The sequence below is a fragment of the Ferriphaselus sp. R-1 genome (assembly GCF_000746095.1).
GTDB lineage: Bacteria > Pseudomonadota > Gammaproteobacteria > Burkholderiales > Gallionellaceae > Ferriphaselus.
In genome coordinates, this window is the sequence record NZ_JQKP01000003.1 from 63,761 (window position 1) to 81,807 (window position 18,047).

Annotated in this window: 17 protein-coding genes and 1 other RNA gene; 12 read left to right on the forward strand and 6 right to left on the reverse strand. The window is 62.5% G+C overall.

Annotated features, from left to right (window positions below):
* The first annotated feature begins 2 nt into the window (after positions 1-2).
* The 6 genes from DM08_RS04735 (at position 3) to DM08_RS04760 (ending at position 4,062) form a co-directional block, all read left to right on the forward strand.
* A complete protein-coding gene (locus tag DM08_RS04735) occupies positions 3-803 on the forward strand; it encodes a segregation and condensation protein A (RefSeq protein WP_035383494.1) in 801 nt (266 codons plus the stop codon).
* On the forward strand, positions 778-1,326 hold the full coding sequence (gene scpB, locus DM08_RS04740) for an SMC-Scp complex subunit ScpB (protein WP_035383495.1): 549 nt from the start codon (positions 778-780) through the stop codon (positions 1,324-1,326). Before DM08_RS04735 ends, scpB begins: the two co-directional genes overlap by 26 nt.
* A 158-nt stretch (positions 1,327-1,484) precedes the next feature.
* Entirely contained in the window at positions 1,485-1,715 is a 231-nt protein-coding gene (locus DM08_RS04745) for an antitoxin MazE family protein (protein ID WP_035383496.1), read from the forward strand.
* The gene (locus tag DM08_RS04750; protein ID WP_255358309.1) at positions 1,706-2,035 is read left to right on the forward strand and encodes a type II toxin-antitoxin system PemK/MazF family toxin; all 330 of its coding nucleotides are present in this window, start codon (positions 1,706-1,708) and stop codon (positions 2,033-2,035) included. Before DM08_RS04745 ends, DM08_RS04750 begins: the two co-directional genes overlap by 10 nt.
* A gap of 121 nt (positions 2,036-2,156) precedes the next feature.
* Positions 2,157-2,930 (forward strand): TrmH family RNA methyltransferase, encoded by a 774-nt coding sequence (locus DM08_RS04755; protein WP_237560228.1) that lies wholly within the window; start codon positions 2,157-2,159, stop codon positions 2,928-2,930.
* Positions 2,931-2,985: 55 nt separating this feature from the next.
* Positions 2,986-4,062 carry a calcium:cation antiporter gene (locus DM08_RS04760; protein WP_035383498.1) on the forward strand — a complete coding sequence of 359 codons (1,077 nt, stop codon included), beginning with the start codon at positions 2,986-2,988 and terminating at the stop codon, positions 4,060-4,062.
* 72 nt (positions 4,063-4,134) lie between these two features.
* Here the strand turns inward: DM08_RS04760 and DM08_RS04765 are convergent, their stop codons facing one another.
* The 6 genes from DM08_RS04765 to DM08_RS04790 form a co-directional block, all read right to left on the reverse strand.
* Complete coding sequence (locus DM08_RS04765) at positions 4,135-4,521, reverse strand: rhodanese-like domain-containing protein (protein ID WP_051937798.1); 387 nt, start codon at positions 4,519-4,521, stop codon at positions 4,135-4,137.
* A 14-nt stretch (positions 4,522-4,535) separates the two neighbouring features.
* Complete coding sequence (locus DM08_RS04770; protein WP_152555778.1) at positions 4,536-5,090, reverse strand: hypothetical protein; 555 nt, start codon at positions 5,088-5,090, stop codon at positions 4,536-4,538.
* Positions 5,091-5,181: 91 nt separating this feature from the next.
* On the reverse strand, positions 5,182-7,620 hold the full coding sequence (parC, locus tag DM08_RS04775; protein WP_081908771.1) for a DNA topoisomerase IV subunit A: 2,439 nt from the start codon (positions 7,618-7,620) through the stop codon (positions 5,182-5,184).
* Positions 7,613-9,583, reverse strand: coding sequence for a DNA topoisomerase IV subunit B (locus DM08_RS04780; protein ID WP_035383500.1), 1,971 nt, complete (start codon positions 9,581-9,583; stop codon positions 7,613-7,615). Before DM08_RS04780 ends, parC begins: the two co-directional genes overlap by 8 nt.
* Positions 9,584-9,742: 159 nt before the next feature.
* Positions 9,743-10,411 (reverse strand): energy-coupling factor ABC transporter permease, encoded by a 669-nt coding sequence (locus DM08_RS04785; protein ID WP_035383501.1) that lies wholly within the window; start codon positions 10,409-10,411, stop codon positions 9,743-9,745.
* Positions 10,408-11,433: a CAF17-like 4Fe-4S cluster assembly/insertion protein YgfZ gene (locus tag DM08_RS04790; protein WP_035383502.1), complete on the reverse strand. Its 1,026-nt coding sequence runs from the start codon at positions 11,431-11,433 to the stop codon at positions 10,408-10,410. Before DM08_RS04790 ends, DM08_RS04785 begins: the two co-directional genes overlap by 4 nt.
* A gap of 113 nt (positions 11,434-11,546) precedes the next feature.
* On the opposite strand from DM08_RS04790, the gene DM08_RS04795 reads away from it, so the two are divergent.
* The 6 genes from DM08_RS04795 to DM08_RS04815 all read left to right on the forward strand — a co-directional run bounded on the left by DM08_RS04795 (position 11,547) and on the right by DM08_RS04815 (position 18,043).
* Positions 11,547-13,742, forward strand: coding sequence for an ABC transporter substrate-binding protein (locus tag DM08_RS04795; protein WP_035383503.1), 2,196 nt, complete (start codon positions 11,547-11,549; stop codon positions 13,740-13,742).
* Positions 13,743-13,770: 28 nt separating this feature from the next.
* An RNA gene (gene rnpB, locus DM08_RS12205) (RNase P RNA component class A) lies at positions 13,771-14,134 on the forward strand.
* Positions 14,135-14,333: 199 nt separating this feature from the next.
* Positions 14,334-14,972, forward strand: coding sequence for a phosphoribosylglycinamide formyltransferase (gene purN / locus DM08_RS04800; protein ID WP_035383504.1), 639 nt, complete (start codon positions 14,334-14,336; stop codon positions 14,970-14,972).
* Positions 14,973-14,975: 3 nt separating this feature from the next.
* Positions 14,976-15,683: a DUF3108 domain-containing protein gene (locus tag DM08_RS04805; RefSeq protein ID WP_035383505.1), complete on the forward strand. Its 708-nt coding sequence runs from the start codon at positions 14,976-14,978 to the stop codon at positions 15,681-15,683.
* On the forward strand, positions 15,680-16,699 hold the full coding sequence (locus tag DM08_RS04810; protein WP_035383506.1) for a DUF3108 domain-containing protein: 1,020 nt from the start codon (positions 15,680-15,682) through the stop codon (positions 16,697-16,699). The genes DM08_RS04805 and DM08_RS04810 overlap by 4 nt, the downstream gene beginning before the upstream one ends.
* 78 nt (positions 16,700-16,777) lie before the next feature.
* Entirely contained in the window at positions 16,778-18,043 is a 1,266-nt protein-coding gene (locus DM08_RS04815) for an RsmB/NOP family class I SAM-dependent RNA methyltransferase (protein ID WP_035383507.1), read from the forward strand.
* Positions 18,044-18,047 lie beyond the last annotated feature (4 nt).

Below are 18,047 nucleotides of genomic sequence, written 5' to 3' on the forward strand. Positions count from 1 at the left end.
CCATGAGCGGAACGGCGCAACTCCAGCTCACACCGTGCGCCCGCATCCACGGTGAGCCGCTGCTGGAGTTGCCGCAGGACTTGTACATCCCGCCGGATGCGCTGGAGGTGGTGCTGGACACGTTCCAGGGACCGCTCGACCTGTTGCTGTATCTCATCCGCAAACACAATCTCGATGTGCTCGACATCCCGATGGCCGAGCTGACGCGGCAGTACATGGGCTATGTCGAGTTGATGCAGCAGCACCGGCTGGAGCTGGCTTCCGAATACCTGCTGATGGCGGCGCTGCTGATCGAGATCAAGTCGCGCATGTTGTTGCCCCGCCCCAAGCTGGTGGCCGACGAGTCTGCCGAAGACCCCCGCGCCGAGCTGATGCGCCGTCTGCTGGAATATGAACAGATGAAGCTGGCGGCGCAGGCGCTGAATGAGCTGCCGCAAGCCGGACGCGATTTCGAGCTGGTGCAGGTGCTGATCGAGCGCACGGTGGAGGCACGCCTGCCCGAGATAGGCGTGGAGGACTTGCGCCAAGCCTGGCTGGGATTGCTGGCGCGCGCCAAGGTGCTGGCGCACCACACGGTGCGGCGCGAGGAGCTGTCGGTGCGCGAGCGCATGAGCGAGTTGCTGCGCCGCTTGCGTCACGGCGAGTTCGAGCTGTTCGATGACCTGTTCGAGCTGGAAGGCGGCATCCCGCAACTGGTGGTCACCTTCATCGCCATGCTGGAACTGGCCAAGGAGAACCTTTTGGAGGTCACCCAAACCGGGACGCTGGGGAAAATCTATGTCCGAGCCTATGTCGCTGGATAAGCCTATGCAGGTGCTGGAAGCGGCGCTGTTGACCGCACAGGAAGCGCTTTCCAGCCATGAGTTGAAGCGTCTTTTTGATACGCCCATCAGCAGCCGCGAGTTGGAACGCATGCTGGCAACGCTGGCAGAGAGCTACAACGATCGCGGCGTGGAGTTGGTGCAAATCGCCAGCGGCTGGCGCTTCCGCTCTCGCCCGGAATTGCAGACATACCTCGACCGACTCACCTCGGAAAAGGCTCCGCGCTACTCGCGCGCGGTGCTGGAGACGCTGGCCATCATTGCCTATCGCCAGCCGGTGACGCGCGGCGACATCGAAGAAATACGCGGCGTGCAGGTCGCCAGCCAGATCATCAAGACCCTGGAGGCGCGCGGCTGGATCGAAGTCGTCGGCGTGCGCGAAGTACCGGGTCGTCCCGAACTGCTGGGCACCACGGCACGCCTGCTGGACGATCTCAACCTGCGCTCTTTGAGCGAACTGCCACCATTGGCGGAAATGAGCGGCTTGCTGGAAACTGAGGGGTAGGGAAGTGGACCTTGCCAGCCAGCAACTGTTGCCTAGATCGAGGCCGTGCAATCGCTGATGGTCGATATTCTCGGCGGCAGAAGACTCCCTGATTTGTTGCATGTAACAAAAAAGCCGGTTAGTATCCGTTGCATGTAACATGCATGAAGGAGCTGGGCATGAGATCAACTACGGTGGAAAAGAACAGTACCTCGGTACGGGTGCAAAAGCATCGGGCGGGCTTGCGTGAGGCGGGTTTGCGCCCAGTGCAGATTTGGGTGCCTGATACGCGGCGTGCGGGCTTCGCCGAAGAGTGCCGCCGTCAGTCACTGTTGTTGCAGGACGATGCACATGAGCTTGCATCCATAACCTGGCTGGAAACAGCCTCCGACCGCGAGGGATGGCAGTGAGGCGCGGTGATTTGGTGACTGTTTCGCTGCAGGGGGATCTCGGTAAACCGCGCCCTGCGCTAGTGATTCAATCCGATCTGTTCGACGCGCATCCTTCCATCACCATTTTGCCGGTCACGAGCGAATTACGTCTTGCGCCGTTGTTCCGCATCCCATTAACTCCCAGCGAGTCGAATGGGCTGAGCAAACCATCGCAAGTGATGGTGGATAAACCGCAATCTGTCTCACGCGATAAGATCGGCGCAGTGTTTGGGCGATTGGACGATGAGGCGCTGTTGGCGGTCAATCGGGCATTGGCAGTTTTCCTGGGGTTTGCTTGATGGGCAACTCGTTGAATGAACTGCATCTCGTGGTTAGGCTCTTTGCCGCAAACCACAAACTTATCTTCCGCATCGAAATGAACAGCCAAACCACCCTGGCTCGAATATGGGGAGGCCTGAGTTGAAGCACATCACTTCACGCGACAACCCGTTCTACAAGGGGCTGCTCAAGCTGAGCGGCAACGCGCGGCAGCGGCGCAAGGCGGGGCAGACCTTGCTCGACGGCGCGCATCTGGTCGCGGCTTACCGCGCCTGTGGCGGCAAGCCGCAGCACCTGCTGCATACTGGCGCAGCGTTTCAAAACGAAGAGGTCGCCGAGCTGCTGGGATCATTCCCTGACGTACCGCAGACCTTGCTGGATGATGCGCTGTTCGCCGAGCTGTCGGAGCTGAAGACAGTCAGCGGCTTGCTGGCCCTGATCGCCTTGCCGGATTCGGATTTCTCGCCCGAGCGCAGCGGCTTCTGCCTGTTGCTGGAAGACATCCAGGACCCCGGCAACCTGGGCTCCATGCTGCGTTCGGCGGCGGCGGCGGGGTGCGATGCGGTGTTCCTGTCGCCGGGGTGCGCCGATGCCTGGTCGCCCAAGGTGCTGCGCGCCGCGATGGGCGGGCATTTCGTGCTGAACATCGTCGAGGATGCCGATCTGCTGGCGGTCGCCGCACAGTTCGGCGGCCAGCTGTTCGCCGCATCGCTGGCGGGCATGACGAGCTTGTTCGAATGCGAGCTGCGCGGCCGGGTCGGTTTCGCCATCGGCAACGAAGGGGCAGGGCTGTCCGCCGAGCTGCAAGCCGCCTGCCAGCCGTTCATCATTCCCATGCCGGGCCAGGTCGAATCGCTGAACGCGGCTTCGGCGGCGGCGATCTGCCTGTTCGAGGCCGTGCGCCAGCGGCGCTAATGGCGCGCTTATTTTCGACTATCGTTCAGTCTCTACTCTGGATCTTGGCGACACCATGAAATATCTCAAAGCAGAATCCCCCCTGGCCATCGCCCTGTTCGTTCTGGCGCTGGGTCTTATGGCCGAGCACAGTGCCGTCGAACAGGGCGGACTGGCGTTGTGGGGGCTGCTGCTGGTCTGCCTCGCCGCGATCATTGGTGTGGCGTTCCGCATCGCGCACCACGCGGAGGTGCTGGCGCTGCGCCTGGGCGAGCCTTTCGGCACGCTGATACTCACGCTGGCTGCCGTGTCGGTGGAAGTGGTGATCCTCGTCGTGCTGTTGCAAGGCGAGCCCAATCCGACCCTGACGCGCGATACGGTGTTCGCCGCCGTCATGTTCGACATCAACGGCATTCTCGGACTGGCCGCCATCGTCGGCGGGCTCAAGCACGGCAGCGCCAAATACAACGTGGATTCCGGTAACTCCTTCATCGCCATGCTGATGGTGGCGATCGGTATCGGCATGTTCATTCCCGATTTCGTGCCGGAAGCGCAATGGCGACCCTATTCGATATTCTCGATCGCCGTGATGGCCTTGATGTACGCCGGGTTCCTGCGGCTGCAAACGGTCGAACACCGCACCTTCTTCGAATATTCCAGCGAGACTGAAGAAGAATCGCATGACGAGGCGAACAGCCCGAACCGGCTGCATGTGGCGGTAATGGTCGGCGCCATCATCCTGGTGGGCTTGCTGTCCGAGGTGCTGTCGGTGTTGCTGGATGCCGGTCTTGCCGGCAGCGGCTTGCCCAAGTCCATACCGGCGGTGCTGGTCGCGCTGATCTCCGCCAGCCCCGAGATACTCACCGCGCTCAAGGCCGCGCAGCAGAACCGGATGCAGACCACCGTCAATATCGCGCTGGGCGCCTCACTGGCCACGGTACTGCTGACGCTGCCGGTGATCGAGGCGGTCGCCTTGTTCAGCGGTGAACGCATCATCATGGCGCTCACCCCGGTTCAGGGCGGCTTGCTGCTGATCACCTTCCTCGCCGTGATGAACAACCTGCATGATGGCGAAACGAACGCCATCGAAGGCATCAGCCACTTTGCCCTGTTCGCCGCGTTCATCGCGCTGGTGAGCATGGGGCTGGTCTGAGTTTCTCAGCGGGGAAAAATGAAAACGCCCCGAGAGTCTCGGGGCGTTCGTGTTCAAGCAGCTAGAGGCGGGTTAGCGTACTACGGGCAGGCCTGCTTGTTCCCAGGCCATGATGCCGCCATTCACGTTCTTCACTTGGGAGAAGCCGGCTTCGGCCAGTTGCTTGGTGGCGGAAGCCGAGCGGCGACCGGAGCGGCACATGACGGCGACCGGCTTGTCCTTGTAGGCGGCGATCTCTTGCATGCGCGATCCGAGTTGGCCGAGCGGGATGAGCACGGCGTTCGGTGCGTGCCCTGAGGCGTATTCGCCGGGTTCGCGGACATCGAGCAGCAAAGCGCCGCTCTGGCTCATCTGACTGGCCTCCTTGACATCGATACCGTCAGACGATTGCGCTTGCCGCATCAAGAAGAAGGCCACCGCAAAGGCGATCACGCCCATCAATAATCCATTGCTGCTCATCGCTGTCGTCCCGTTTAGAAGTTGATGCCGAGTTTGGCCTGGATCAGCGTGTTATCCGCGCTGCGCAGGGCAGGGGTGATCAGCTTGTTCTGGGTGCCTTGCCAGCGCGCGCCCAAACCGAGGTTCAATGCGCCGACGCGGTAGTCCAGGTCCACGCCCACTTGCAACGCGGTCATGCCGGTGGTGCGTCCGCCTATATCAGCCGTGACATAGCCGATGCCGGGGCCGATGCCGAAGGTCAGATCGTCGCTGAGGTGGGTGGTCCAGCGCGGATTGACTTCGAACGTGCTGATCTTCATGCCGTTCTTGTTGAAGCTGCCGTACGACAGCTTGCTGCGGATGATGCCGACGGGAGGTTGCAGCGCAAGGCAGTTGAGTGCCAGCTCGACACCTGCGTACCCGCCACTGGGGGAATGGGCGGGCTTCATGTCGCCGCCGACCAGCGACAGGGTGACTTCGGGCTTGTAGTCTGCATCGGTGACAGGCAAGACCTTCCATTCGCCTGCCGTTGCCGTTGCAGAGGCGAGCAGGCCGAGGCCCAAGAGGATGGAATTCATAGAGTGTTGCATGGAGTGACTCCCGAGGTGGATGGACAGGCGCGCACTCTACCGGTCACAGGGGCAGGGCACAGTGACTAAAGTCACGCACCCGCAACCGCGATCACTTGTCGGCATCCGGTGCCAGCAACCCCACCACCTTCTGCGAGCTTTTCAGCGGCAAGGCTTTGCCCATGCGGGCGCGCCGCCCCAGGTAGTTCTGCAACTCCTTCTCGCCGATGCGCATGGATCGCTCCACCGAGCGCGACAGGTAAGTGACCGTCACTTCCTGGCTCCTGCACACCAGAGCGGCGACCAGTTCACTCTCGTCCTCCTGTCCCATCAGGATCACGCCCTTGCCGCCGCCGGACAGGGACTTCACTTCCGCCAGCGCAAAGGCCAGCATACGGCCCGTACTGGCGACAGCCACGACCACGGACTGCACCTCCGGCGTGAACGGTATGGGCGGCAGTATCCTTGCGCCCTCGGTCGAGACGAACTGTTTGCCGGCCTTGTTGCGGCCCAGCATATCACCCAGCGTGCAGGTGAAACCGTAGCCAGCCGAGGTGGCGAGCAGCAGGTGCTGGGTCGCGGAGCCGCAGATCACTTGCGCGATGCGGCTGCCGGCGGCGAGTTCGATGAAGGTGGCGAGCGGGGCACCGTCACCGCGTCCGGCAGGCAGTTGATGCACCGCGACGCTGCACACCCGGCCAGTATCGGCGATGACGATGCAGTGGTCGGTGGTGCGGCACTCGAAGCTGGCCAGCAAACCATCGCCGTCCTTGAAGCTGACCGCAGACAGGTCTAGCCCGTGGCCCTGACGGGTGCGTGCCCAGTGCTTTTTGGAGAGGATGACCGTCACCGGCTCGTCCACCACCTGGGCGGTGAGCACCACGCGTTCGGCCTGTTCGATCAGCGTACGGCGGGCATCGCCATGCTTCTTGATGTCCTCGTCGATCTCCTTGGCGACGCGTTTGCGCAGGATAGAATCTGAGCCCAGCAGGCGCAGCAGTTCCGCGCCCTCATCGCGCAACTGCGCCAGTTCGCGCTCGATCTTGATGCCTTCCATGCGCGCCAACTGGCGCAGGCGTATCTCCAGGATGTCTTCGGCCTGACGCTCGGATAGCTCGAAGCGGGCGATCAAGGCCTGCTTGGGATCGTCCGATTCGCGGATCAGCGCGATCACTTCGTCCAGGTTCAGATAGACCGTCATGCGGCCTTCGAGGATGTGGATGCGGTCGTTGACCTGCGCCAGACGGTGTTCGCAACGGCGGCGCACCGTGACCAGACGGAACTGCACCCATTCGCGGATGATCTCGGCCAGCGGCTTCTGCTTGGGCCGCCCGTCGATGCCTATCATCACCATGTTGATCTGCAGCGAGCACTCCAGACTGGTGTGCGCCAGCAGCACGGTCATCAGCGCATCCACGGTCTGGCGGCTGGATTTCGGCTCGAACACCAGCCGCACCGCGTTGTCCTTGTCGGATTCGTCCACCACGCGGTCCAGCACCGAGAGCAGCAGTTGTTTGTTCTGCACCTGCTCCTGCGACAGGGCTTTCTTGTTGGCCCTGACCTTGGGATTGGTCAGTTCCTCGATCTCTTCCATGATCTTCTTGGCCGACGTGCCGTGCGGCAACTCGTACACCGCGACGCGCCAATGGCCGCGCGCCAGCTCTTCCACCTTCCAGCGGGCGCGCATTTTCAGCGAGCCGCGACCACTGCGGTAGCACTCGCGGATGTCGTTCGGGGAGGAGATGATCTGGCCGCCGCCGGGCAGGTCGGGGCCGAGCACGGAACTCAGCAACTCCTCGTCGGAGGAGTCCGGCTTGCGCACGCACAAGGCTGCCGCCGCGCCGACTTCGCGCAGATTGTGCGACGGGATCTCGGTCGCCATGCCGACCGCGATGCCGGATGCGCCATTGAGCAGCACCATGGGCAGGCGGGCGGGCAGCATGGATGGCTCCATGAAGTGGCCGTCGTAGTTAGGCACCCTGTCCACCGTGCCCATGTCCAGCTCGGCCAGCAGCAGCTCGGCGATGGGCGTGAGGCGGGTCTCGGTGTAGCGCATCGCCGCTGCGTTGTCGCCGTCGCGCGAGCCGAAGTTGCCTTGCCCATCGACCAGCGGATAGCGCATGGAGAAATCCTGCGCCAGTCTGACCATGGCATCGTAGGCCGAGGAATCGCCGTGCGGGTGGAACTTGCCCAGCACCTCGCCGACCACGCGCGCGGATTTGACGTGCTTGCTGTTGTGCGCCAGCCCCATCTCGCGCATCGCATACAGGATGCGGCGCTGCACCGGCTTCTGGCCATCGCACACATCCGGCAGCGCCCGCCCCTTGACCACGGACACGGCGTATTCCAGGTAGGCGCGCTCGGCATACATCGCCAGCGGCACGGAGTCGCCGTCGGGCAGCGGGGGCAGGGCAGCGAACTGGCGGACGTTGCCGTTGCCCGAAGCGGCTTCCGGCTTGACCTCGGCGACGACAGCCTCGGCGACGACGGGAACGCTATTCGGCTCGTCCTCGTCCGACTCGAACAACTGACCTTGTGGAATATCAGACATCGCCCGTCACCTCGTTACCGTGGAACTCCAGCCACAAACGGCGTGAGCCGGATTCCTGTTTTGCCATCAGCATGCTCATGATCTTCTGCGTCTCGTCGAACGAGGCGCGGGTAAGCTCCACGCACAGCGCGCGCCGCGTATCCGGGTTCATGGTGGTTTCCCAGAGTTGCTCGGGATTCATCTCGCCCAAGCCTTTGAAGCGCGAGATCGACCATGCGCCTTCACGCACCTTTTCCTGCCGCAAGCGGTCCTCGATGGCGGTCAGCTCGTCCTCGTTCAGTGCGTACAGCTTGCGTACCGGTTTCTTGCCCTGTGCGGGAACGTCCACGCGGAACAGCGGTGGCTGGGCGAGGAAGATGTGGCCAGCCTCGATCAGCTTGGGGAAATGGCGGAAGAACAGCGTGAGCAGCAGGGTGGAGATGTGCGAGCCATCCACGTCGGCATCGGCCATGATGTAGATGCCCTTGTAGCGCAATCCGGACAGGTCCACGCTGTCGCCCAGATCATGCGGATCGACCCCGATGGCGACCGCGATGTCGTGCACTTCTGCATTGGCAAACAATCGGTTGCGATCGACTTCTAAGGTATTGAGTACCTTGCCACGCAAGGGCAGAATGGCCTGAAACTCCTTGCTGCGTCCTTGTTTGGCCGAGCCGCCAGCGGAATCGCCCTCGACCAGGAACAGCTCGTTGCGCTCGGGATTGAACTCCGCCGCATCGGTGAGTTTGCCCGGCAGCACGGCCACCGACGAGCCTTTTTTCTTCTCGACCTTCTGCGCCGATTTCATGCGGCTCTGCGCCTGCTTGATGGACAGTTCGGCGATGCGCTTGCCGTAGTCGATGTGCTCGTTCAGCCACAGCAGCAGCGGGTCGCTGACCATGCTGGAGACCAGTTTCAGTGCACCGCGCGACACCAGTTTGTCCTTGGTCTGCCCCTGGAAGGACGGGTCGAGCACCTTGGCGGACAGCACCAGACTGACGCGGGCGAACACGTCGTCCGAAGTCAGCTTCACGCCCTTGGGTAACATGCCGTGCAGCTCGATGAAGCTGCGCACAGCATTGAACACGCCGTCGCGCAGGCCGGACTCGTGCGTGCCGCCGGACCAGGTGGGGATCAGGTTGACGTAGGATTCGCGGGTGAGCGCGCCTTCCTCGGTCCAGGCGAAGGCCCAGGCTGCACCTTCGCCTTCGGCATAGGTGTCGTCGTTGTTGCCGATGTAGCGTTCGCCCGCAAAGATGGGCGCGGCCAGCGTCGTCTCCGTATCCTGTGCGTTCAGCGCCTCGGTGAGGTAGCCGCGCAGCCCCTCCGGATAGTTCCACGACTTGCTCTCGCCCGACTTTTCCAGATTCAGTGTGACGGTCACGCCAGGCAGCAGTACGGCCTTGGAACGCAGCGCCCGCTCTAGTTGCGCCAGATTGACGGCGGGCGCATCGAAATACTTGCTGTCCGGCCAGGCGCGCACCACGGTGCCGGTCTTGCGCTTGGCGCAGTCGGCGACGCGGGCGAGGGGAGCCGTGGCCAGGCCGTGCTCGAAACGCAGCTGATGCTCGCCGCCTTCCCGATAGACCTTGACCTCAATGGCGGTGGACAAGGCGTTGGTCACCGCCACGCCGACCCCGTGCAGGCCGCCCGCAAACTTGTACGCGCCGCCCGCTTCCTTGTCGAACTTGCCCCCGGAATGCAGCACGGTGAAGGCGACTTCGACCACCGACACGCCTTCTTCGGGGTGGAGGCCGACCGGGATGCCGCGCCCGTCGTCACTCACCGACACCGAACCGTCGGCGTGCGCCGTGACCACGATGTTCTTGGCATAACCCGCCAGCGCTTCGTCGCAGGCGTTGTCTACCACCTCGGCGATGATGTGATTGGGATTGTCCAGCGTGGTGTACATGCCGGGCCGTTGCCGTACCGGCTCCAGCCCGCGCAAGACCTTGAATGACGACTCGTCGTATGTTGTGCTCATGCCCTGCCTTACCCGATTGTCCTTGCGAGAGAGACCACCACGGCGGATGGATGCTGCGGGTGGGTGAGAAACGATGTGTAATATTTGTATCGCGTTTCGTCCCGGCGCGATTCTAATGCAACTTCACGTGGTCTAGCATGAAGTAATGCGACTCCGGCTTCATTTGCCCTGCAGATACTCCTTATCGTTGAAATGCAGCACGCACTGGGGGGCAAAAACGGTGAAGGCGGTGGTCAGCACGCCGTTGGTGAACGCCTCGACCAGAACGATGACGGGCGAGAACACCAGATAGTTGTGGAGCACGTTGTCCCAGGTGTAAGGCGTGAGTGCGGCCAGAGAGAAGGAAGCGGTCAGTACGACCAGCAACATGGCCACTCCGGCGCAGGCGAAGCCGTTGCCGAGCACGAACATGAACAGATTTTTGGGCAGGTTACGCTGGGTGAAGAACAAGACCCGTTCGCTGAAATACACCGGCAGGGCGATCATGATCAGCCCGTTGAGGCCCAGCGCAAGGAGGTCGAAGCCAGTGCGGACGAAGCTGGCGAGCATGACCAGACTGAGCAGGACCAGCGCGACGTTCCTGCCGAACAGCAACAGGAGCAGCGTCGCGCCTATCAGGTGGAAATTGAATCCGGGACGCACCCCGGCACTGAGTTGCCAGAACAGGAACACCCAGATGGTCAGGCCGACCAGAGCATGCACGCGCCACTGGTTGGCCAGCAGCGCACTGAACCGGATACGCCACAGCGCCTTTCCGAACAGGACGGCGAACAGGGCGTTCGCCAGCCACAGCAGGTCACCCGGAAAGAGCTGGGCGGGCAGGTTCATGGAAGTTCGTAGGGCAGGGCCAGGAAGCCCAGGCGCGCTCCGTCACCCGCGCCCAGGCGGACGTCGCCATGCGCGCGGCTGGCGATGGGCAGCACGCCGAGCAGGTCAAAGCCGCCTGCGGGAGCCGGTGCCGCGTTCACCACCATGCCGTGCGCGTTCTCTTCCGGACTGGCGCTGAACAGTGTGTCGCCGGGGCGGGGCGCAGAGTCGCCGCCGACGTGGGCCAGATACATGCGGCGCTTGGCCTTGCCCAGATACTGCATGCGCGCCACGATCTCCTGTCCGGGATAGCAACCCTTCTTGAAATTGACCCCGCCGATGACTTCCAGATTCACCATCTGCGGCACGAACTGCTCCTGCGTGGCGGGGGTGATGACGGGGATGCCGGCCTGGATGTCCAGCCAGTCCCAGCAGGGCGAGCCGACCGGACGCGACTTGTCGTTCCCGGAGCACAGGCGCTGCCACCACGCACTTGCCTGATCCGTCGGGCAGACCAGCTGGAAGCGGCGCGCGTCCGAACGGATGAGCCGTGCGGCATCGCAGGCGAGGGTGGCTGATGCGCCGTCCGGCAAGCCAAACTCGTTCGCCTGCTGCGCGCCGGTGATGCCCAGCGCGACCCACTCGTCGCTGACATCGCTGACCTTCACCTTGCTGCGCAGCACGTACATGGACAGCTTCTTCTGGATGGGCGCTGCGAGCGGGCGGGCGAGTTGCAGGAAATAGTCGCCGTCATGCTGCCAGATCAGGAAGCTGGCCAGCATCCGGCCTTTGGCGGTGTTGAAGCTGCTGAGCTGTGCCTGCTGTGCGCCGACGGCGCGGATGTCGTTGCTTAGCAGGCTCTGCAAGAAGGTCTGCGCATCCTCGCCGCTTACCTTGAGCGTGCCGAACTGCGTCAATGGGGCGATGGTCGAACCGTCGCGCGTCGCCACGCTCTCGGCAGCGGGATCGCCGAAATGCTGCACGCTGTCGCCATCAAAACGAGCACCCTGTTGTTCGAGGAAAAGTCGCCATGCTGAGTTCATGAAGTGTTCCGGGTAGTTGACTAAAAACAGGGGCAAATCTTAACCCGAAGCAGGCCGCGAGTCGCGGCATTTTGCACGGCGCAGCACAGGCGTTTCGGATACACTCTGCCGCCATGAAACGCTTGCTCTGCCTCATTCTCCCGTTGTTGCTCGCAGCCTGCGACGATGCCGTGTGGAACGATCCCTACCCGGCGACGGATGCCGGAAAGTCCATCCTGTACACCGCGTTCTCTGGCCGTCCCAAGCACTTCGACCCGGTTCAGGCCTATAGCCAGAACGAGTTCGCCGTGATCGAGCAGATATACTATCCGCCGCTGCAATATCACTTCTTCAAGCGCCCTTACGAACTTATTCCGCAGGCGGCCCAGGAGATGCCGCTGGTCACCTATCTGGATGCGCAGTTGCATCGATTGCCGGACGAGGTCGCGGCCAGCCAGGTCGCCTACACCACCTACGAGATACACCTGCGGGACGGTTTGAAATATCAGCCGCACCCGGCTCTGGCGCTGAATGAGGCCGGGCAGCCACGCTATCTGGGACTGGACGCGAGCGATCTGACCGGGATCCGCAAACTGACCGATTTCGCTGCGACCGGCACGCGAGCTGTGACGGCAGAGGATTACGCCTATCAGATCAAGCGGCTGGCGCACCCCGACCTGCATTCGCCCATCTTCGGCGTGATGGCGGACTATATCGTCGGCATGAAGGAGTACGCCGAGACGCTGAAGGCCGCGCGCAAACGCCAGCCGGAAGGGTGGCTAGACCTGAATGCCTATCCGCTGTCCGGTGTCGAAGTGATCGATGCCCGCACTTATCGCATCAAGGTACGCGGCAAATATCCCCAGTTCGCCTACTGGCTGGCCATGCCGTTCTTTGCTCCCATGCCGTGGGAAGCCGAGCGTTTCTACGCCCAGCCGGGGATGCGCGAGCGCAATCTGAGTCTGGACTGGTGGCCCATTGGCAGCGGCCCGTACTACCTGTCGGAAAATGACCCGAACCAGCGCATGGTGTTGACCAAAAACCCAAATTTCAGCGGCGAGTTGTACCCTACAGAAGGCGAGGACGAAGATCTGGCGGCAGGGCTGCTGGCCGATGCGGGCAAGCCCTTGCCGCTGGTGGACAAGGTGGTGTTCACGCTGGAAAAAGAGACCATCCCGTATTGGAACAAGTTCTTGCAAGGTTGGTACGACTCGTCCGGCATTGGCTCGGACAGCTTCGATCAAGCGGTGCAAGTGAGCGTGGGTGGTGAGACCAATGTCAGCGAGACCATGCGCAAGCAAGGCATCACGCTTTCGACCTCGGTCGCCACGTCCACCAGCTACATGGGGTTCAACTGGCTGGATCCCGTGGTGGGTGGCAGTTGTGCCGATGCCACGAAACTATCCTCTACAGGCGCGAGAGGAGGGCAACCTTGTAATCCTGAGCGGGCGCGCAAACTGCGTCTGGCCATCGCCATCGCGGTCGATTTTGAGGAATTCATCTCCATCTTCGCCAACGGACGCGGCATCGCGGCGCAGTCGCCCATCCCGCCCGGCATCTTCGGCTATCTGGAAGACGAGGCGGGCATCAACCATTATGTCTATGACTGGGTGAACGGCGCACCCCGTCGCAAGTCCATCGCAGAGGCCAAGCGCCTGTTGGCCGAAGCCGGCTATCCCGGCGGTCTGGACAAGAAGACCCACAAGCCACTGGTGATCCATCTGGATTCGACTTCCAATGGCGTGGGTGACAAAGCCCGACTGGATTGGCTGCGCAAACAGTTCGCCGAGATCCAGGTGCAACTGGTGGTGCGTAGCACTGACTACAACCGCTTCCAGGACAAGGTACGGCGCGGCGATACGCAGATGTTCTACTACGGCTGGAACGCCGACTATCCCGATCCGGAGAACTTCCTGTTCCTGCTGCATGGCCCGCAGGGCAAGGTGAAGTTTGCGGGCGAAAACGCCTCCAACTACAAGAACCCGCACTACGATGCTTTGTTCGATCAGATGAAGAACATGGATAACGACGACGAGCGGCAGCGCATCATCAACCAGATGTTGGAGATCTTGCGGCACGACTCGCCCTGGCTGTTTGGCTTCCATCCCAAGGAATATTCGCTGCACCACGCCTGGCTGTACAACAGCAAGCCGAACAACATGGCTAGCAACGGCCTCAAATATCTGCGCATCGATGCCGCACAGCGCGAGCGTCAACGCCGTAGCTGGAACCAGCCGGTGCGCTGGCCGCTGTGGCTGGGAGGTTTGCTGACTCTGCTCGGCGGATTCTGGCTATGGCGCAAGCTGCATGATCGTGCGCGCAGAGCCTAGCTTCGACGGCTGTGTTAGACTCCGCGCCGAAGCAGGCCAGACAGTCGCCGCACCCGCAAGGATGGGGAGGAAAGTCCGGGCTCCGCAGAGCAGGATGCCGGTTAACGACCGGACGCCGTGAGGCGATGGAAAGTGCAACAGAGAGCAGACCGCCGATGGACGACTATTCGCAAGAGTGGCCGGAACAGGCAAGGGTGAAACGGTGCGGTAAGAGCGCACCGCGCGACTGGCAACAGGAGCGGCACGGTAAACCCCATCCGGAGCAAGATCAAATAGGCTGGCCATGACGTTGCTCGCGTCGCCAGCGGGTAGATTGCTTGAGCGTCAGGTAACGAAACGCCTAGAGGAATGACTGTCCACGACAGAACCCGGCTTACCGGCCTGCTTCCCTTATTTTCCAAACCGATTCAGCCCGAAAGGGGAACCGCGCTGTGTGCATGACTCGGTCGTCGGTTCATTTTTGATATTCGCATAATGTATATTATGTCAAACTGTCATTCAACCAAGGCTAATCCCGCCCATCATTTGCCGGAACCTTCGCTCTCTACCCTCATCCGCTATAATCCGCCCACTCGTATCCTTAAGCACACCATGAAGAACATCGTCATCCTTATCTCAGGTCGCGGCTCGAACATGCAGGCCATCGTCGAAGCCAATCTGCCGCATCGCATCGCGGCGGTCATCAGCAACCGGGCGGATGCGGGCGGGCTGGAGTATGCGGTGGCGCGCGGCATCCCCACGGCGGTGGTGTCGCACCGCGAACATCCCACGCGCGAGGCATTCGATACAGTGTTGGCAGCGGAGATCGACCGCCATCGGCCTGATCTGGTGGTGCTGGCCGGTTTCATGCGCATCCTCACGCCGGGTTTCGTTGAACATTTCGCCGGGCGGCTCATCAACATCCATCCTTCCCTGCTGCCGTCTTACACCGGTCTGCATACGCATCAGCGGGCGATCGAAGACGGCGTGAAGCTGCACGGCTGCACGGTGCATTTCGTTACGGCGGATCTCGACCACGGGCCGATCATCGCGCAAGGTGCGGTTCCGGTGTTGTGCGACGACACGCCGGACACGCTGGCAGCGCGCATCCTGAAGATCGAGCATCGTATCTACCCGCAGGCGGTGGGCTGGCTGTGCAGCGGACAGGTCAGTCTGAACGCATCGGGCAAAGTGGTATCCAAAGGCGCGGAGACGAGCGATGGTTTCGTCATTTCGCCCGTGCTGGAATAAGCCATGCGTCCAAGCAACGGCTGGTTGATGTTGCTGGCATGCCTCATCGCCCTCCCGGCATCGGCGGCCACGCCCAGCCAGGTCCAGGCCGAATACCGGCTTGAGCTGGAGGGGCTGGAAGTCGCCGAGATCAAGGAGGCGTACACCCGCACGGATGATCGCTATCACATCGAGAGCGTATCCCGTGCTGTGGGCATCGCCGCCATGCTGAAACCGGAAACCATCCTGGGACACAGCGAAGGCACAGTCACCGCACGCGGTTTACATCCGCTGAAGGTGACGCAGCAACGCAGCAAGGATGTGGAGCGCAATGCCAGTGCCGTGTTCGACTGGCAGACGCATCAGCTCGTGCTGACCGACCGCCTGGGGACGCGCCAGCTGGCCTTGCCGGACGACACGCAGGACCGTTTCTCGGCCATGTACCAGTTCATGTTCCTCGATCTGCCGGGGGCAGGCACACTCACATTCCACATGACCAACGGCAGCAAACTGGACATCTACGACTATCAGGTCACTCCCGAGCAAAGCGTGGATGTGCCTGGCGGCCAATTCAAGGCGCTCTACGTCGCCACGCCGCCGCAAGCGAACGGTGCCAGGACCGAGCTCTGGTTGGCTGTCGAACACCATCTGATCCCGGTGAAAGTGGTCGTGACCGAGGGTGACGGCAACCGCTACACCCAATCGCTGACCCGGCTCACCATCACGCCGTGACCCGCATCGAGCAGCGCCACCTCGTCATCGCCCTCGCCGCCTCGGTGCTGCTGCACCTGCTGCTACTGTGGCAGATGCCGCTGAGCCTGCCCGAGGACGAACCCGACCTGCCGCCGCTGCAAGCCAAGCTGGAACCGTTACCCGCCCCACCTGCCGCCCAGGCCAAAAAGACGGCAAGACCGAAACGGGTCAAGCGCCCTCCTCCGCCCGTAGCCGCCCCCGAACCGCAACCGGAACTTGTCACCACGGACCAGGCTGCCGCTGCCGTGCCCGTTGAGGCGACAGCCGAGCCGCAACCCGCATCGTCGGTGGTCGCCGCCGAACCGCCGCCGCCCGAAAAACCTGCGCCTATAGCCGTTGAGCCGCCGCCGCTGCCGAGGCGCGCCATGCTCAAGTACCGGGTACGTCTGTCGGAAGGCGGTTACGACGTGGGCGATGTGCGCCACCTGCTGGAGATCGCGGACGGTCGCTACACGCTGACGGCAACCATCCGCACCATTGGTCTGGCGCGAATGGTCAAGAGCGTGCTGTACAACCAGGTCAGCCGGGGAACCATCACCGACGCGGGCTTCCAGCCGGATTATGCGCAGGAGGACAAGAACCTCGACGGAGTGAACCAGAACGTGGAGATGTTCTTCGACCACGAGCACCATCTGCTGCGCTTTTCGCTGGGCGGGCAGACCGCACTGACGGATGATGCGCAGGACAGACTCAGCCTGCTCTACCAGCTTTCCCGCTTCCGCCTGCGCGAAGAGTCTCTGCCGCTGGCCGTGACCAATGGCCGCAAGCTGGAACGCTATCGCGTCAGCATCGATCAGGAAGAGACCATCATGACGCCGATGGGCAAGCTGCGTACCCTGCCGGTGCGCAAGATCCACGGCCCGAACGAAGAAGGGCTGGAGATCTGGCTGGCGCTGGAATACCGCTTGCTGCCGGTAAAGGTCGTCCGCATCGAGCGCGATGGCTCGATCAATGGCGTGATGATCATTCAGGAGATCCGCCTGTCGGACGAATGAACGCGACAGCCTGAAGATTTATCCCTGCCGCCCCCGCTGAAATGAGAAAATCGCCCCCCCGAATCAAGACACACCATCATGCTGATCACTGAATACCGCCTCGAACTCGTCATCCAGGCCCTGCGCGCCGTGCTGCCGCTGGCGCATCCCGCCGATGCGGCTCTGAGCCACCATTTCCGTAGCGAGCGCACCGGCTCTGGCGAGCGTGCCCTCATCGCCGAGACCGTGTTCGGCATCTTGCGCCACCGCTTGTTGCTGGAAGTGGCGTGCAGCATCGACGGCAGCCCCACGCCGCGCCGCATGGCCCTGGCCTACTGGATGCGCTTCGGCGGCTATAACCTGCGCGAGCTGGAACCCGTGCTGAAGGTCACCGAGATTGAGTGGCTGAAACAGGCCAAGGGACTCAAACTAGCGGAACAGCCGCTGTCCATCCAGGCCGAACTGCCGGACTGGGTGGTGGAGAAACTGCGCGCAAGTATGTCGGACGAAGACATCCTGGCCACCGGGCGCGCCATGCAGCAATCCGCCCCGCTCGACCTGCGCGTCAACACCCTGCGCGCCAGCCGCGACGAGGTATTGCAAGGCTTGCAGGGCGAAAAGGTCGAAGCCACGATCACGCCACTCTCCCCGCTCGGCATCCGCGTCAGAGGCAAGCCGCCGCTCAACAAGAGCCCGATGTTCGAGGGCGGCAAGTTCGAGGTACAGGACGAAGGCAGTCAGCTGCTCGGCTTCCTGCTCGCGCCCAAGCGCAACGAGATGGTGGTGGATTTCTGCGCCGGTGCGGGCGGCAAGACGCTGCTACTGGGCGCAATGATGAATTCGCAAGGCCGCTTGTATGCCTTCGACGTGTCGGAAAAGCGGCTGGCCAATCTCAAGCCGCGTCTGGCACGTTCCGGCCTGTCCAATGTGCAGCCGCAACTCATCGCCCACGAGCACGACCAGAAGATCAAACGCCTCGCAGGCAAGATCGACCGCGTGCTGGTGGATGCGCCGTGCAGCGGCTTGGGCACGCTGCGCCGCAATCCCGACCTCAAGTTCCGCCAGTCGCCCACCAGCGTGGACGAGCTCAACGTCAAGCAAGCCGCCATCCTCGCCGCCGCCGCCAAGCTGCTGAAAGTCGGCGGACGCCTGGTCTATGCGACGTGCAGCCTGTTGTCGCAAGAGAACCAGCAGATCGTCACCGACTTCCTCGCCGCCCATCCCAACTTTGCCCTCATCCCCGCTGGCGAGGTGCTGAAGCAACAAAAGATCGCGCTGGAGATGGGCGACTACCTGCAACTACTGCCGCAGGTACACAGCACCGACGGCTTCTTCGCCGCCGTGCTGGAACGGCAAGCCGCTTAAGCGT

What these genes read in the sequence shown, in the direction of transcription:
- DM08_RS04735 (WP_035383494.1), top strand. Translation starts at nt 3, where the DNA reads ATGAGCGGAACGGCGCAACTCCAGCTCACACCGTGCGCCCGCATCCAC.
- scpB (WP_035383495.1), top strand. Translation starts at nt 778, where the DNA reads ATGTCCGAGCCTATGTCGCTGGATAAGCCTATGCAGGTGCTGGAAGCG.
- DM08_RS04745 (WP_035383496.1), top strand. Translation starts at nt 1,485, where the DNA reads ATGAGATCAACTACGGTGGAAAAGAACAGTACCTCGGTACGGGTGCAA.
- DM08_RS04750 (WP_255358309.1), top strand. Translation starts at nt 1,706, where the DNA reads ATGGCAGTGAGGCGCGGTGATTTGGTGACTGTTTCGCTGCAGGGGGAT.
- DM08_RS04760 (WP_035383498.1), top strand. Translation starts at nt 2,986, where the DNA reads ATGAAATATCTCAAAGCAGAATCCCCCCTGGCCATCGCCCTGTTCGTT.
- DM08_RS04765 (WP_051937798.1), bottom strand. Translation starts at nt 4,521, where the DNA reads ATGAGCAGCAATGGATTATTGATGGGCGTGATCGCCTTTGCGGTGGCC.
- DM08_RS04770 (WP_152555778.1), bottom strand. Translation starts at nt 5,090, where the DNA reads ATGCAACACTCTATGAATTCCATCCTCTTGGGCCTCGGCCTGCTCGCC.
- parC (WP_081908771.1), bottom strand. Translation starts at nt 7,620, where the DNA reads ATGTCTGATATTCCACAAGGTCAGTTGTTCGAGTCGGACGAGGACGAG.
- DM08_RS04780 (WP_035383500.1), bottom strand. Translation starts at nt 9,583, where the DNA reads ATGAGCACAACATACGACGAGTCGTCATTCAAGGTCTTGCGCGGGCTG.
- DM08_RS04785 (WP_035383501.1), bottom strand. Translation starts at nt 10,411, where the DNA reads ATGAACCTGCCCGCCCAGCTCTTTCCGGGTGACCTGCTGTGGCTGGCG.
- DM08_RS04790 (WP_035383502.1), bottom strand. Translation starts at nt 11,433, where the DNA reads ATGAACTCAGCATGGCGACTTTTCCTCGAACAACAGGGTGCTCGTTTT.
- DM08_RS04795 (WP_035383503.1), top strand. Translation starts at nt 11,547, where the DNA reads ATGAAACGCTTGCTCTGCCTCATTCTCCCGTTGTTGCTCGCAGCCTGC.
- purN (WP_035383504.1), top strand. Translation starts at nt 14,334, where the DNA reads ATGAAGAACATCGTCATCCTTATCTCAGGTCGCGGCTCGAACATGCAG.
- DM08_RS04805 (WP_035383505.1), top strand. Translation starts at nt 14,976, where the DNA reads ATGCGTCCAAGCAACGGCTGGTTGATGTTGCTGGCATGCCTCATCGCC.
- DM08_RS04815 (WP_035383507.1), top strand. Translation starts at nt 16,778, where the DNA reads ATGCTGATCACTGAATACCGCCTCGAACTCGTCATCCAGGCCCTGCGC.